This is a genomic window from Streptomyces sp. NPDC059787, assembly GCF_042732315.1.
In the GTDB taxonomy this organism is placed as follows: Bacteria; Actinomycetota; Actinomycetes; order Streptomycetales; family Streptomycetaceae; genus Streptomyces; species Streptomyces atrovirens.
Genome location: NZ_JBHWHX010000012.1, coordinates 124,143 through 137,778, shown reverse-complemented (window position 1 = coordinate 137,778; position 13,636 = coordinate 124,143). Strand labels below are relative to the sequence as shown.

Below are 13,636 nucleotides of genomic sequence, written 5' to 3'. Positions count from 1 at the left end.
GGTCTACGGCACGCCCAGTTCGAACAGGACGTATCCCGCGTACGAGCCGGAGGCCAGGGCGGCCGTGCCCAGCACCGCGGCCAGCGAGGGCCACTTCAGCCGGCGCATGGCCAGGGCGAGCGGGACGAACAGCGGGAACAGCGGGAGCAGATAGCGGGAGACGTTGCCGAAGTACTGCTGGGTGGCCATCACCATCAGGTACGACAGCACCGTGTACACGACGAGCACGGCGGGCGGACGCAGCCGCATCAGCAGCACCGTCAGCACCGGCACCAGCAGCACCACCCCGACCCCGATGATGTCCTCGAACGGCATCGCGAAGAGATAGTCGGAGTGGCCCACCGGCACGGAGGTCAGCACGTCGAGGGTGTGCCGGCCCCAGTCGAACTTGTGGGCCCAGGCGCCGTCCTGGAGCTTGTTGTAGCCACCCCAGTCGCCCATCCGGTAGCCCACCCAGCCCAGATAACCGGCCACGCCCAGCGGGGCGATCGCCACCGCGACCAGCGGGCGGCGGATGCCCTCCTCGCGGCGCCGCACCGCGAGCAGTCCGGCGACGGCGAGGGCGGCGACCAGGGTGACGGCGGTGGGCCGGGCGAGGCCGGCGGTGAAGGTCAGCACCCCGGCGGTGAGCCAGTGCCGGGTCATCACGGCGTAGCAGGCCCAGGCGGCCAGCGCCGTGTACACGGACTCGGAGTACACGGCCCACTCCGCGCCGGAACCGGGCCACACCGCCCACAGCCCCACGGCGACCAGACCGGCCCGGTGCCCGCCCAGCCGGGCCGTGACGGCGTGGATGCCGAGCGCCGCGACGAAGGAGAACACGACCGACACGGTCATCCCGGCGCCGTACGGGCCGAGCCCGGTGACCTCCGAGACGATCCGCATCAGCGCCGGGTACAGCGGGAAGAACGCCGCCGAGTTGCCCTCCAGGGTGATCAGCCCGGTGGCGCCGGGTATCGGCTCCAGCGCCGGGTCGTAGCCGTGCAGGGCGATCTGCTGGTACCACCAGCCGTCCCAGCTTCCCAGCACGTCCCAGGTGTGGGCGCCGCCGCCGAACCGCGGGTGCTTCTCGCGGAAGTCGCCGGCCGAGTCCAGCAGGAACATGAAGACGGCGAAGCCCACCAGCTTCAGCACGCCGTACATCGCGAGGACGGGCCCGTGGCGCACGGCGGCACGGCGCAGCCGCTCGCGCGGGTCCTGGGAGGCCGGCGGGGCGGTGCCGGGCCGGGGCGCGGGGGACGGGGCCGGACCGGCCTGGCTCGTCGGGGCGGTGGTCATGAGGTCGGGGATCCTGTCGTACGGCGGGAGCGCCGGCCGGGGAACACCCAGGCCCGCAGGAGAAGGAAGCGCAGCAGGGTCGCGGCGAGGTTGGCGGCGACCAGCGTCAGCAGCTCCACCCGGGGCCCGGCCCCGGGCGCCGCGCGGTGCAGCACGGCCAGCGAACCGCTGGTGAGGGCGAGGCCGACCAGGAACGCCGCCAGCCCCTTGAGCTGGTGGCGCAGCACCCCGGTCCGGCCGCGCACTCCGAAGGTGAGCCGCCGGTTCGCGGCGGTGTTGGCGACGGCGCTGGCCAGCAGGGCGAGCGCGTTGGCCGCCTGGGCGCCCGCGGCGGGCCGGAGCACGCTGTACAGCAGCAGGTAGAACAGGGTGCTGGCCACCCCGACCGCGGCGAAGCGGACCAGCTGCGGGACCAGCGCGGGCGGCAGCCCGGCGGCCTCGTCGAGTTCCCCGGGGCGGCGCAGCGCGGCCAGCGGCAGCCGGCCGCCGGCCAGCGCGCGCCCCAGCCGGGCCATGCCGCGCAGGTCCGCCAGTGCCGTGGACAGGATGTCGACCCGGCTGTCGGGGTCGTCCACCCAGTCCACCGGCACCTCGTGGATGCGCAGCCCGGCGCGTTCGGCTATCACCAGCAGTTCGGTGTCGAAGAACCACCCCCGGTCCTCGACCAGCGGCAGCAGCCGCTCGGCGACGTCCCGCCGTACCGCCTTGAAACCGCACTGCGCGTCGCTGAACCTCACGGCGAGGGTGCCGCGCAGCAGCCCGTTGTAGCAGCGGGAGATGATCTCCCGCTTCGGTCCGCGCACCACCCGGGAGCCGCGGGCCAGACGGGTGCCGATCGCGATGTCCGAGTGCCCGGAGATCAGCGGGGCCACCAGCGGCAGCAGGGCCGCGAGATCGGTGGACAGGTCCACGTCCAGATAGGCGAGCACCGGCGCGGACGACCGGGACCAGGCGGTGTGCAGGGCCCGGCCGCGGCCCTTCTCGGCCAGCCGTATCCACTCCGTCCCCGGCAGCTCCCGGGCCAGCCGCGCGGCGATCACCGGGGTGCGGTCCGTGCTGGCGTTGTCGGCGACGGTGATCCGGAAGGCGTAGGGGAAGGTCTCCGCGAGGTGCGCGTGGAGCCGCCGGACACAGGGCTCCAGGTCGTTCTCCTCGTTGTGCACGGGCACGACCACGTCCAGGACGGGTTCCGGATGGTGCGCCGGCAGCGGCGCCCGGCGCGGCAGCGCCACCTGCGCCGCGGACGCGGCGGATGAGCGGCGGTCGGTCGGTGCCGACCGCCTCGCGGTTCTCATGACGGGTTCACGGTCTCTTTCCGGCGTACGGCATGACGGGGCCCTGGTACGGGCATGCCGCGCCCGAGTGGTGGTCGGGGGAACGGCCCGGGGGCGGGGTCGCCCACGGGCGGGGACGGAAGGGGCTAGCCGCTGCCGGCCGACTCCTCACCGGCCGAGGCGGAGGGCCCCCGCGCCGGTGGTGTGGACGGCGGGGCGGTCGGCGGTGCGGTGGAGACCGGCGGTGACGGTGCCGTCGTGGCCCGCCCCGTCGTGCCCGGCGCGGTGGACGACGGGAAGAAGGTCGGCGTGCCGCCGTACCCGGGTGACGTGGTGCCGGTGTCCGTCGTCCCGGGCGTGTTCGTCGGCGGCCGGGACACGCTCGGTTCCGTGTCCGGTGCGGACGTCGTCGGCACCGGGGACACCGGCGGCGTCGGACCGGTCGCCGGCAGCGGCCCGCGGTCGGCCGGCAGGGACCGGGAGTCGGCGCCGGGCAGCAGGGCCAGCCCGACGCTCAGCCCGGCCACCGCGAGGGCCGAGCCGCCGGCCCGCCACAGCATCCGGGCCCGGCGGCGGACCCGGATGCCCTCGTACAGGCGTTCCTGGTGCTCGGACCGGAAGGGAGCCGGCTGCCGGGTGTCACGCATCATGCGCGTCAGCTCACGCTCGAAGTCGTCCATCGCTTCTCCCCTCACCCCACGGGCCTGACGGTGTCGGACAGGATCTGCCGCAGCCGCGCCACACCGCGCGACGCGTGGGAGCGCGCGGTGCCCACCGGGCAGCCGAGGGCCTGCGCCACCTGCCCCTCGGGCAGGTCCTCGCAGTAGCGCAGCACCACCGCGGCCCGCTGCCGGGGCGGCAGCAGCGCCAGCGCGGCCTCCAGCCGCGAGCGCTCCGCGACGGCCGACGACACGTCGCCGGGCCCGGCCCGGTCGGGCAGCTCGCCCACCGGGCGCTCCCCCCACCAGCGGCGCCGGGCCGAACGGGCCGCCATCCGCACCAGCACCTGACGCACATACGCCTCCGGGGCCTGCTCGGCGACCCTCGGCCAGACGAACCACAGCTTCACCAGGGCCTCCTGGACGAGGTCCTCGGCGCGCTGCCGGTCACCGCCGGTGAGCAGCCGCGCGACATGGAGCAGCGCCGACCAGCGGGCAGCCACGAACTCGTCGAAGCCGTCCACCCGAAACCGCTCCATCCCCACCGCCCCGTGTCCGAACAACCCCTTACACCTGAGACAAAGACTCATGACCCGGCGAAACGATGCACCCAAGTGCTGTGATCCACCTCACCTCGGACACACTCACCTCGGGCACGCCCGCCTCGGACACGCCCGCCTCGGACACGCGAAAGGGCGGGCCGTACGCCCGTGACCGCGTCACAGCGGTCGATGGACGTACGGCCCGCCCCGGGGCGGCGGCCGGCCCTGCCTACGTACGGTCGCCCTTCGGCTTGCCCCGCTGGTCCGGGGTGCCGTGCGGCGGCGGGCTGGACGGCTGCGGCGAGGTGGCGGGCGAGACCGGGGACCCGGACCGGCCGGCGCCCTGCTCGGGACGGAGCGCGCCGGGGTCGCCGGACGTCGGCTCGGCACCCGCGTTCAGCTGTTCCAGCCGGGCCTTCAGCAGCCCGGTCGCCGGAACCCGGTCGGCGTGCGAACGCTCGTACGCCAGCAGCTCCTCGACCTCGCCCGCGGACAGCGAGCGGATCCGGCTCTCCAGGCCGCCGATGGGCAGATGGTCGTAATCGGGCAGCGGCAGGGCGTTGCGGGCGGAATCTGCCATGGTTCTCACTTCCCTGGTGTACGACGTTGCGGAGCCGTCGGCGGCGGGCCGACGGGGGAGCGGGACGGTCAGCGGCCCCCCGACCCGCCACTGCCGAACGCCCCGCTGCTGCCCTCGTCCCAACGGGGCCGCTCCTGCGACGCGCTCGTACGGCTGCCGGCGTTGCCGTGGCCCTTCAGTTCGTGCGGCAGCAGCCGCTCGCCGCTTCTGGGCACCTCGTCCGGCTCCCGCCGCTCCCGTGTCTCCCGGACCGGGCCCCCTTCGGGCATCCGGGGCTGTTCCTCCGGGCCGGGCCGACGCACCGTGCTGTTCCTGACCCGGCGGCTGCCGAAGGCGAACATGCCGATCAGCAGCGCCAGGACCACCACACCCGCCACCACGAGCCCCGCACCGAGGGCGCCGCGGCCCGCGGCAAGGTCGGCCGTTTCCATCCACGCGGTGTTCATCATGGCCCGCGGGTACCCCCCGGTCCCGTCCACCAACCTGCTCACCTCACGGCGCCGCACGGGCGCCCGGCGCGAAACCGCCGCACACCGCGCGGAACCCTCGGGGACACCGGGTTTGACCGCCGGGGCGGCGGCTACCCGCGCGATGTGACGACGACATCCCAGGAAGAGCTGTTCCGGTTCCTGGAGGACCGTTTCGCGTGCGCCCAGGCATGCACCGAATGCGCGCGGTCCTGCGCGACGCGGGCGAGCCTCGTGGACCCGGACGGCACCGAGAACCAGGAACTCGTACGACGCAAGGGCATCATGTGCGCGGAGGTCTGCGACGCGACCTGCCGGGTGCTGTCCGAGCAGAACCAGGTGGACGAGGCGACCATCCGCGTCCAGGTGGAGTGGTGCCGCCAGGTGTGCCTGGAGAGCGCGCAGGTGTTCGACGGTTGCTCCGGGGCGGAGGAGACGGCACAGGCGTGCCGCGCCTGCGCACGGGCCTGCACGGAGTTCCTCGCCACTCTGAACTGACCCGTCGGTGGGCGAAGCGGGCCGGGCGTCGTGGCACCGTACAAACTCGGGCGAGTTGTCGCCATACTGGACGAGCCAGGGGAGGGCGGGACGGACTGCGACGGGGGCGGGCGAAGGAGATGGGGGACAGCAGGCTGATCCACGGCCGGTACCGGCTGATCGACCGGGTCGGACGCGGCGGCATGGGGGAGGTGTGGCGGGCACGGGACGAGTCACTGGGGCGGCAGGTCGCCGTGAAGTGCCTCAAACCCGTCGGCCCGCAGCAGGACCGGTCGTTCGGCCGGGTGCTGCGCGAGCGGTTCCGCCGGGAGGCCCGGGTGGCCGCGGCACTGCAGCACCGGGGGATCACCGTCGTGCACGACTTCGGGGAGTCCGAGGGCGTGCTCTATCTGGTGATGGAGCTGCTCCAGGGCCGCAACCTCAGCCAGCTCCTGGAGGACAACAGACAGCATCCGCTGCCGGTCGACGAGGTGGTGGAGGTCGCCGAGCAGGTCGCCGAGGCCCTCGCCTACACCCACGACCAGGGCGTCGTGCACCGGGACCTCAAGCCCGCCAACATCGTGCGGCTGGACGACGGCACGGTGAAGATCTGCGACTTCGGCATAGCCCGCCTCGGCCACGACATCGGCTTCACGTCCCGGCTGACCGGCACCGGCGTCGCCATGGGCACCCCGCACTACATGTCGCCGGAGCAGATCAGCGGCTCGGAGGTGGACCGGCGCAGCGACCTGTACTCCTTCGGCTGCGTGCTGTACGAGATCGCCACCGGCGTACCGCCGTTCGACCTCGACGACGCCTGGGCGGTCCTCGTCGGACACCGCGACACCCCGCCCCGTCCGCCGCGCGGCCACCGCGCCGAACTGCCCGAGCGGCTGGAACGCATCATCCTGGACCTGCTGGCCAAGGAGCCCGGAGGGCGGCCGGACAGCGCCCGTGAACTGGCCCGCCGGGTCGGCGCGCTGCGGGCCGCGCCGGCGGCGGTCCCGGGCCCGACGGGCCCGCCCGAGGCACTCGCGGGTGCGGTCCGTCCGTACCTCTTCGAGGAGCCCGAGCCGGTGGGGCGCGCGGCCCGGCTGCCGTCCTGGACCCGCGGCATGACCACCGGACACAAGGCGGCCGGCGCCGGACTGCGCACCACACCCCCCGACCCGGCGGCCGGCCTGTCCGGCGAGTGGATCGCCCGCCCCGCCACCGGCCCCCGCGCGCGGCCCGCGGCGGACGGGCCGTCCTCCCCCTCACCGGAGGCGCTGACCGCCCTCGCCGGACGGCACAACGCGGGCCTGAGCCTGGGGCGCCTCGGCCGCTGGACGGAGGCGGGGGAGGTGCACCGCGCGGTCGCCGCCGAGCGCGAGCACCTCCTCGGCCCCGACCACCCCGACACCCTCGCCAGCCGTTACGAGGTCGCGTTCACCCTCAGCCGCACCGGTCGCGCCGCCGACGCGCTGCGCGCCTACAAGCAGGTCGCCGAGGCCCGCATCCGCGCGTTCGGAGCCGACCACCCCGACACCCTCGCCGCCCGCCAGGAGATGGCGTACGTCCTCGCCCAGCTGGGCCGCCCCTTCGACGCCCACCAGGTCTATCTGTCGGTGCTCGCCGCCCGCGAGCGGACCATGGGACCCGACCACCCCGACACCCTGCGCTGCCGCCACAACCTCGCCTTCAACCTCAGCCGGCTCGGCCGCCTGGAGGACTCGTACGGCATGGCGTGCGAGGTGGCCGCCGACCGCGCCCGCGTGCTCGGACCCGAGCACCCCGACACCCTCGTCACCCGCTACGACGTCGCCTACACCCTCGGTCAGCTGGGCCGCTGGACGGAGGCCCTGGAGACCTACCGCGAGGTCGCCGAGGCCCGCGCCAGGGCCCTCGGCCCGGACCACGCCGACACCCTCGCCGCCCGCTACGAGACCGGCATCGGCCTGGGCCGGCTCGGCCGCACCGCCGAGGCCCTCGACCTCTACCGCGCCCTGGTAGGGGACCGCACCCGCGTCGAGGGACCCACCCACCCCGAGACCCTGCGCGCCCGGCACGGCATCGGCGTCAACCTCGGCCGGCTCGGCCGCTGGGTGGACGCCCTCGCCGAGTCCCGCGAGGTCTGCGCGCTGCGCGAGCGGGTCCTCGGCGCCGACCACCAGGACACCCTGGTCAGCCGCCGCGAGGTGGCCGTGGGGCTGGGCTGGCTCGGCCACTGGGCGGAGGCGCTGACCGAGTACCGGCGGGTCGCCGAGGCCCGCGAACGCGTCCTCGGCGCGGGCCACGCCGACACCCTCGCCGCCCGCAACGACGAGGCCCACTGCCTGGAGCGGCTGGGCCGCGGCGCGGAGGCGGCCGAGCTGTACCGCCGGGTGGCGGAACTGCGGCAGCAGGGGGCGGCCGGCGGGGCGTGAGACTCCGGCCCGTGTCCGGCCCGTGCGGACCGGCGCGTGTCCGGCCGGTGCGGACCGGCGCGTGTCTGGCCGGTGCGGAACGGCGCGTGTTACGAAGGACCATGACCGCACCCGAGGCAACCCGGACCTACGACGCCGTCATCGTCGGCGGAGGCCACAACGGCCTCGTCGCCGCCGCCTACCTCGCCCGGGCCGGGCGCTCCGTGCTGGTGCTGGAGCGGCTGGACCACACCGGTGGGGCGGCGGTGTCCACCCGCCCGTTCACCGGCGTCGACGCACGGCTGTCCCGGTACTCGTACCTGGTCAGCCTGTTGCCCCGGAAGATCGTCCGGGATCTCGGCCTCGACTTCCGGCCGATCACCCGCACCATCTCCTCGTACACCCCCGTCGAACGCGACGGACGGCCCACCGGGCTGCTCGTCGGCGGCGGCGAGCAGCGCACCCGCGAGGCGTTCGCCCGGCTCACCGGCTCCGAGAGCGAGTACCGGGCCTGGCGGCGCTTCTACGACATGACCGGCCGCGTCGCCCGCGCCGTCTTCCCGACCCTCACCGAGCCGCTGCCCACCCGCGACGAACTGCGCCGCGCCGTCGACGACGAGGAGGCCTGGCGGACCCTCTTCGAGGAACCCCTCGGCGTCGCCGTCGAGGAGTGCTTCGCCGACGACCTGGTGCGCGGCGTCGTCCTCACCGACGCCCTCATCGGCACCTTCGCCGACGCCCACGACCCCTCGCTGAAGCAGAACCGCTGCTTCCTCTACCACGTCATCGGCGGCGGCACCGGCGCCTGGGATGTACCGGTCGGCGGCATGGGCGCCCTCACCGACGCCCTGGCCGACGCCGCCCGCGCCGCCGGCGCGGTCATCGCCACCGGCCATGAGGCGGTGCGCGTCGACACCGACGGCCGCACGGCCGAGGTCACCCACCGCACCGCCGACGGCGAGGGCGTCGCCGCCGCACGGCACGTCCTGGTGAACGCCTCCCCGCAGGAACTCGCGAGGCTCACCGGCGACACGCCCCCGCCGCGCGCCGAGGGCGCCCAGCTCAAGGTGAACATGCTCCTCGAGCGGCTGCCGAGGCTGCGCGACACCTCCGTCGACCCGCGCGAGGCGTTCGCCGGCACCTTCCACATCGCCGAGGGGTACGGGCAACTGGCCGCCGCCCACGCCCAGGCCACCGCCGGTGAGCTGCCCGCCGCCCCGCCCTCGGAGATCTACTGTCACTCGCTCACCGACCCCACGATCCTCGGCCCGGACCTGGCCACCCGGGGCTACCAGACCCTCACCCTGTTCGGACTGCACACCCCCGCCCGGCTGTTCGAACGGGACAACGACGCCGTACGCGAGGAACTCCTGAAGTCGACGCTCGCCCAGCTCGACGCCCACCTCGCCGAACCCCTCGTGGACTGCCTGGCCACCGACGCCGACGGCCGCCCGTGTCTGGAGGCCCGGTCCCCGCTGGACCTGGAACGCGACCTCGGACTGCCCGGCGGCAACATCTTCCACCGCGACCTGTCCTGGCCCCACGCCCAGGAGGGCACCGGCCGCTGGGGCGTGGAGACCCGGCACGCAGGCGTCCTGCTGTGCGGCGCGGGCGCGGTGCGCGGCGGCGGGGTGAGCGGGGTACCGGGACACAACGCGGCGATGGCGGTGCTGGAGGCGGGGGAGGGGGGATGCGCCGACGGACGACTCCGGGCGTAGTACTCTGCCTGAAGTGGTGTGATGGCAGATGCTGCGGGCGGAGTGAGGGCAGTGGTCAGACGGAACGAGCAGCGCCGGGCCGCGCTGGTGGACGCCGCGATCGAGGTGCTGGCCCGTGAGGGCGCCCGGGGGCTGACGTTCCGGGCGGTGGACACCGAGGCCGCCGTACCCGTCGGCACCGCGTCGAACTACTTCGGCTCGCGCGACGACCTGCTCACCCAGGCCGGCGCCCGGGTCTACGAGCGGCTCCAGCCCGACGAGGAGCTCATCGCCCGGCAGCGGTCCGCCGGGCGCGACCGGGAGACCTACGCGGGGCTGATGCGGGAAGTGGTCGGCCGTGTCGCCGCCTTCCGCACCGGATACCTCGCCCTGCTCGAACTCCGGCTGGAGGCCACCCGCCGTCCGGAACTCCGCGAGGTGCTCACCGAGCGGGTCCGCGCCGACGTCGAGGCCAACGTCCGCTACCACGAGGGGTCGGGCCTGCCCGGCGACGCCATGGCCGTCAAGCTGCTGTACCTGGCGCTGAACTGGCTGATCGTCGAACAGCTCACCCTGCCGGACGTCTTCACCCCGGACGAGCGCGAGCGGCTGGTGACGGCCGCGGTCGAGCGGATCGTGGCCGCCGAGTAGCCGGGACGGGCCGTCAGTCCCGCTTCCCGCGCAGGTCCACGATCCGCCGGATCTTGCCCACCGAGCGCTCCAGCGTCTCCGGTTCGACGATCTCCACGCCCACCGAGACGCCGATGCCGTCCTTCACCGCCGCCACGATCGACCGGGCGGCGGCATCCCGTGTCGTGGCGTCCGCGCCGGGACGGGCCTCCGCGCGGACGGTGAGGGAGTCCATACGGCCCTCCGTGGTGAGACGGAGCTGGAAGTGGGGTGCCACGCCCGGGGTGCGCAGCACGATCTCCTCGATCTGTGTGGGGAAGAGGTTCACCCCGCGCAGGATCACCATGTCGTCGCTGCGGCCGGTCACCTTCTCCATCCGCCGGAACACCCGGGCGGTCCCCGGCAGCAGACGGGTCAGGTCCCGCGTCCGGTACCGGACGATCGGCATCGCCTCCTTGGTGAGCGAGGTGAAGACCAGCTCGCCCCGCTCGCCCTCCGGAAGGACCTCACCGGTGAAGGGGTCGACGACCTCCGGATAGAAGTGGTCCTCCCAGATGTGCAGACCGTCCTTGGTCTCCACGCACTCCTGCGCGACACCCGGGCCGATCACCTCGGACAGCCCGTATATGTCGACCGCGTCGATCGCGAACCGCTCCTCGATCTCCTGCCGCATCCGCTCCGTCCACGGCTCCGCGCCGAAGATCCCCACCCGCAGCGAGGTGGAGCGCGGGTCGACACCCTGCCGCTCGAACTCGTCGAGCAGGGTGAGCATGTAGGACGGGGTCACCATGATGATCTCGGGCTTCAGATCCTGGATCAGCGTCACCTGACGGGACGTCATCCCGCCGGACGCGGGGATCACCGTACAGCCGAGCCGTTCGGCGCCGTAGTGGGCGCCCAGGCCACCGGTGAACAGGCCATAGCCGTAGGCCACATGTGCCGTGTCCCCGGGGCGGCCGCCCGCCGCGCGGATGGACCGGGCCACCATGTCGGCCCACATGGAAAGGTCACCTTCTGTGTAGCCGACGACCGTGGGGCGTCCGGTGGTGCCGCTGGAGGCGTGCAGACGGCGGATACGGTCGCGGCCCACCGCGAACATGCCGTACGGGTAGTTCTCCCGCAGGTCCGCCTTGGTGGTGAACGGGAAACGGGACAGGTCGGACAGCGAGCGGCAGTCGTCCGGGTGGACGCCCGCCTTGTCGAAGGACTCCCGGTAGAACGGCACGTTGTCGTACGCGTGCCGCAGGGAACTCCGCAGCCGTTCCAGCTGGAGCGCGCGCAGCCCTTCGGGGTCGAGTCGTTCCGCCGGGTCCAGCAGGTCCGCCGCCTCCGTCATCGGGACCGTCCTCCCACCTGTCGTACCAATTCGGACGACCGATCATTCGGTCGATCTTTCCGGGATCAGTAAGTCAGGCCACTGGCCCGGGGGCAAGAGTCCGCCTGCACTTTTCTCGCCCCCGCCGCCCCTCACCGGCGCACCGCCTCACCCCGCGGTCCGTACGGTGACGCCGCGCGCCGTACGCGGCCACCGGTGCCGCCGGCCGAACCGGCCCGGCGGCGTGACCACCACCGGCGGCTCGCTCTCGGCCGCCTCCCCGGACGCGGCCGGGTCGCCGCCTCGGGTCCGCCCCGCCCGCCCCGGCGTCCTCGCGGAAAGGTACTTCTCGCGGCCTGTCGGGGGCAGGGACCGATCGCTAGGCTGGCCCGCGGACGACGGTAATCGGGAGGAGCACGGACGTGGCCGAGAGCACCACCCAGCAGCGCCCGCTCACGGGCTGGGACAAGCCGGAGCTGGACCTCAGCAACGCGCAGTGGCAGTCCAGCAGCCGTGGCCTGGGCGATGTCCAGATCGCCTTCGTGGAGGGCTTCATCGCCATGCGCAACAGCGGCAGCCCGGAGAGCCCTTCCCTGATCTTCACCCCCGCCGAGTGGGGCGCGTTCGTGTCGGGAGCGCGGGAGGGGGAGTTCGACCTGACGTGAGCGGCGCCGCCGCGGGAGGTGTTCCGCGCCTTTTCCGGACACGCGATCCGAAGTGCCGTCCCCGGCCCGCGCCCGAGTCGGGCCGGCCGGGGGGCGAGGACCGAAGGTCGTATCCCGGAGGCGAGGAACCATGAACACCCAGCCGGTCGTCGCGGCGGTCGACGGTCTGCGCGCCCTGGAGTGGGCCCTCGACGCCGCACGCCGGCGCGAGGCCCCGCTGCGGATCGTGCACGTGCGCCGGTACGCCTCCTGGGCACGGCCCGAGGTCCTGGCGGCCGGACCGCCCGACCCCGACGAGGACCCGGTCCTCGACAGCCGCCGACTGCGGGCAGCCGTGCCGCGGGGGCGGCACGGGCGGGCGCAGCGGCACCTCGCAGACGCCGAGCGGCGCCACACCCCCGCTCGGTCTCCACACAGGGTCACGCTAATGGCAGCAAATCCCCTTATCATTAGCCGCATGCGGGACTCGATCACCACGGACACCCACCTCGCCCTGGACCTCGCGCTCACTGTCCGCCATGACGGCGACGGCGGAGTCGCCGACGAGCTGACCGACCCACCCGCCCTCACCACGTGGGTCCGCGCGCGCCCGCACACGCTTCCCGCCGCGGGCACCTTCGTCGCCGACGAGAACGACCTCACCGCCGTCCTCGCCCTCCGGGCGGCCGTTCGTACCCTCTTCGCGCACGCCGTCCGCCCCGCACCGCCCGGTCCCGCCGACGAGGCCCGCCTGCTGCCGCTCGCGGAGGCGTTGCGGTGCCTGAACGAGGCGGCCGCCCGTACCCCCACCGTCCCGGTCCTGGAGTGGGCCGGCGGGGCCGAGCCCGTCGGTCACCGGCGGCCGGTCCCGGACGGGCGCGACGACCTGACCGCCGTACTCGCCCAGGCCGCGATCGCCTTCCTCGCCGGCCCCGACCGCGAACGCCTCCGCGCCTGCCACGCCCCCCGCTGTGTGCGCTACTTCCTGAAGGAACACCCGCGTCAGGAGTGGTGCAAGCCCTCCTGCGGCAACCGCGCCCGGGTGGCCCGCCACCACGAGCGGCACCGGCGGTCCGGGTAGCGGAGACGTGCGTCGCCCGACCGTCCGTACGCGGGTCCGGGCACGTACCATGGCGGCATGTCGTTCCTCCGCCGCCGCAGTGCCACGCCCGCCGGGCCCGAATTCGACGTTCTGGCCATGGACCCGGGCGACTGGCCCGGCAATCTGGGCGCCGGGCTGCTGCCCGCCCCCGACGGAAGCTGCCAGGGCGTCTTCCTGCGTTACGACCTGTTCGGCGGCCGCGGCCCCGCGATGATCATCGGCAATCTGCCCGAGGGCTCCCCGGCCCGGGACGTCCCGGAGGGCGAGGTCCCCTTCGAGGTCGGGCAGCTGCTGCTGGCGCTGGAGAACGACGAGGAGATCACCGTCGTCGGCACCGAGGACGTGCCGGTGATGCAGGGCGACAACCTGCTGATCGTGCGCCGGGTCAAGCTCTCCGAGAGCCGGATCTCCTGCGTGCAGTTCGACCGCAGCGACAACGTCCTGGTGACCATCGCCGCCTGGGACCGCCCCATCACCGACGACCTGTACGCCCTCCTCAAGCCGCTTCCCGCGGAGCTGTTCCAGCAGGGCTGACACAAGGGGCCGGGTTCCGTGGGAACCCGGCCCTCCCGCTACGTCCTCCGCGC

General features: G+C 74.1%; 14 protein-coding genes. 7 read left to right on the top strand and 7 right to left on the bottom strand.

The annotated features are described in order from the left end of the window. Positions 1–3: 3 nt before the first annotated feature. The 6 genes from ACFV5H_RS14345 to ACFV5H_RS14320 all read right to left on the bottom strand — a co-directional run bounded on the left by ACFV5H_RS14345 (position 4) and on the right by ACFV5H_RS14320 (position 4,779). Positions 4–1,278: a hypothetical protein gene (locus tag ACFV5H_RS14345; protein ID WP_385048718.1), complete on the bottom strand. Its 1,275-nt coding sequence runs from the start codon at positions 1,276–1,278 to the stop codon at positions 4–6. Beyond that, complete coding sequence (locus tag ACFV5H_RS14340; protein ID WP_385048715.1) at positions 1,275–2,573, bottom strand: glycosyltransferase; 1,299 nt, start codon at positions 2,571–2,573, stop codon at positions 1,275–1,277. The genes ACFV5H_RS14345 and ACFV5H_RS14340 overlap by 4 nt, the downstream gene beginning before the upstream one ends. Before the next feature lie 125 nt (positions 2,574–2,698). Beyond that, the gene (locus tag ACFV5H_RS14335; RefSeq protein WP_385194844.1) at positions 2,699–3,232 is read right to left on the bottom strand and encodes a cellulase; all 534 of its coding nucleotides are present in this window, start codon (positions 3,230–3,232) and stop codon (positions 2,699–2,701) included. An 11-nt stretch (positions 3,233–3,243) separates the two neighbouring features. Continuing rightward, positions 3,244–3,750 (bottom strand): SigE family RNA polymerase sigma factor, encoded by a 507-nt coding sequence (locus ACFV5H_RS14330; RefSeq protein WP_073937349.1) that lies wholly within the window; start codon positions 3,748–3,750, stop codon positions 3,244–3,246. Between the two features lie 232 nt (positions 3,751–3,982). Next, positions 3,983–4,333, bottom strand: a complete 351-nt coding sequence (locus ACFV5H_RS14325; protein WP_385048708.1) for a hypothetical protein — start codon at positions 4,331–4,333, stop codon at positions 3,983–3,985. Positions 4,334–4,401: 68 nt separating this feature from the next. Beyond that, a complete protein-coding gene (locus tag ACFV5H_RS14320) occupies positions 4,402–4,779 on the bottom strand; it encodes a DUF6479 family protein (RefSeq protein ID WP_385194902.1) in 378 nt (125 codons plus the stop codon). Positions 4,780–4,926: 147 nt separating this feature from the next. On the opposite strand from ACFV5H_RS14320, the gene ACFV5H_RS14315 reads away from it, so the two are divergent. The 4 genes from ACFV5H_RS14315 to ACFV5H_RS14300 all read left to right on the top strand — a co-directional run bounded on the left by ACFV5H_RS14315 (position 4,927) and on the right by ACFV5H_RS14300 (position 10,009). Further along, positions 4,927–5,298 carry a ferredoxin gene (locus tag ACFV5H_RS14315; RefSeq protein WP_385048705.1) on the top strand — a complete coding sequence of 124 codons (372 nt, stop codon included), beginning with the start codon at positions 4,927–4,929 and terminating at the stop codon, positions 5,296–5,298. Positions 5,299–5,417: 119 nt separating this feature from the next. Next, a complete protein-coding gene (locus tag ACFV5H_RS14310; RefSeq protein WP_385194841.1) occupies positions 5,418–7,682 on the top strand; it encodes a tetratricopeptide repeat protein in 2,265 nt (754 codons plus the stop codon). A 101-nt stretch (positions 7,683–7,783) separates the two neighbouring features. Further along, the gene (locus ACFV5H_RS14305; RefSeq protein ID WP_385194838.1) at positions 7,784–9,379 is read left to right on the top strand and encodes a phytoene desaturase family protein; all 1,596 of its coding nucleotides are present in this window, start codon (positions 7,784–7,786) and stop codon (positions 9,377–9,379) included. Positions 9,380–9,430: 51 nt separating this feature from the next. After that, complete coding sequence (locus tag ACFV5H_RS14300) at positions 9,431–10,009, top strand: TetR/AcrR family transcriptional regulator (RefSeq protein ID WP_385048697.1); 579 nt, start codon at positions 9,431–9,433, stop codon at positions 10,007–10,009. 13 nt (positions 10,010–10,022) lie between these two features. Here ACFV5H_RS14300 and paaK read toward each other — a convergent pair whose 3' ends face one another. Continuing rightward, positions 10,023–11,324 (bottom strand): phenylacetate--CoA ligase PaaK, encoded by a 1,302-nt coding sequence (paaK, locus tag ACFV5H_RS14295; RefSeq protein ID WP_385048694.1) that lies wholly within the window; start codon positions 11,322–11,324, stop codon positions 10,023–10,025. Between the two features lie 401 nt (positions 11,325–11,725). Between paaK and ACFV5H_RS14290 the strand changes: the two genes are divergently transcribed. The 3 genes from ACFV5H_RS14290 to ACFV5H_RS14280 all read left to right on the top strand — a co-directional run bounded on the left by ACFV5H_RS14290 (position 11,726) and on the right by ACFV5H_RS14280 (position 13,583). Next, positions 11,726–11,968, top strand: coding sequence for a DUF397 domain-containing protein (locus ACFV5H_RS14290; RefSeq protein WP_030862688.1), 243 nt, complete (start codon positions 11,726–11,728; stop codon positions 11,966–11,968). Positions 11,969–12,098: 130 nt separating this feature from the next. Next, on the top strand, positions 12,099–13,028 hold the full coding sequence (locus tag ACFV5H_RS14285) for an ABATE domain-containing protein (protein WP_385194835.1): 930 nt from the start codon (positions 12,099–12,101) through the stop codon (positions 13,026–13,028). Positions 13,029–13,085: 57 nt separating this feature from the next. After that, entirely contained in the window at positions 13,086–13,583 is a 498-nt protein-coding gene (locus ACFV5H_RS14280) for a hypothetical protein (protein WP_073937336.1), read from the top strand. The last annotated feature ends 53 nt before the right edge of the window (positions 13,584–13,636 follow it).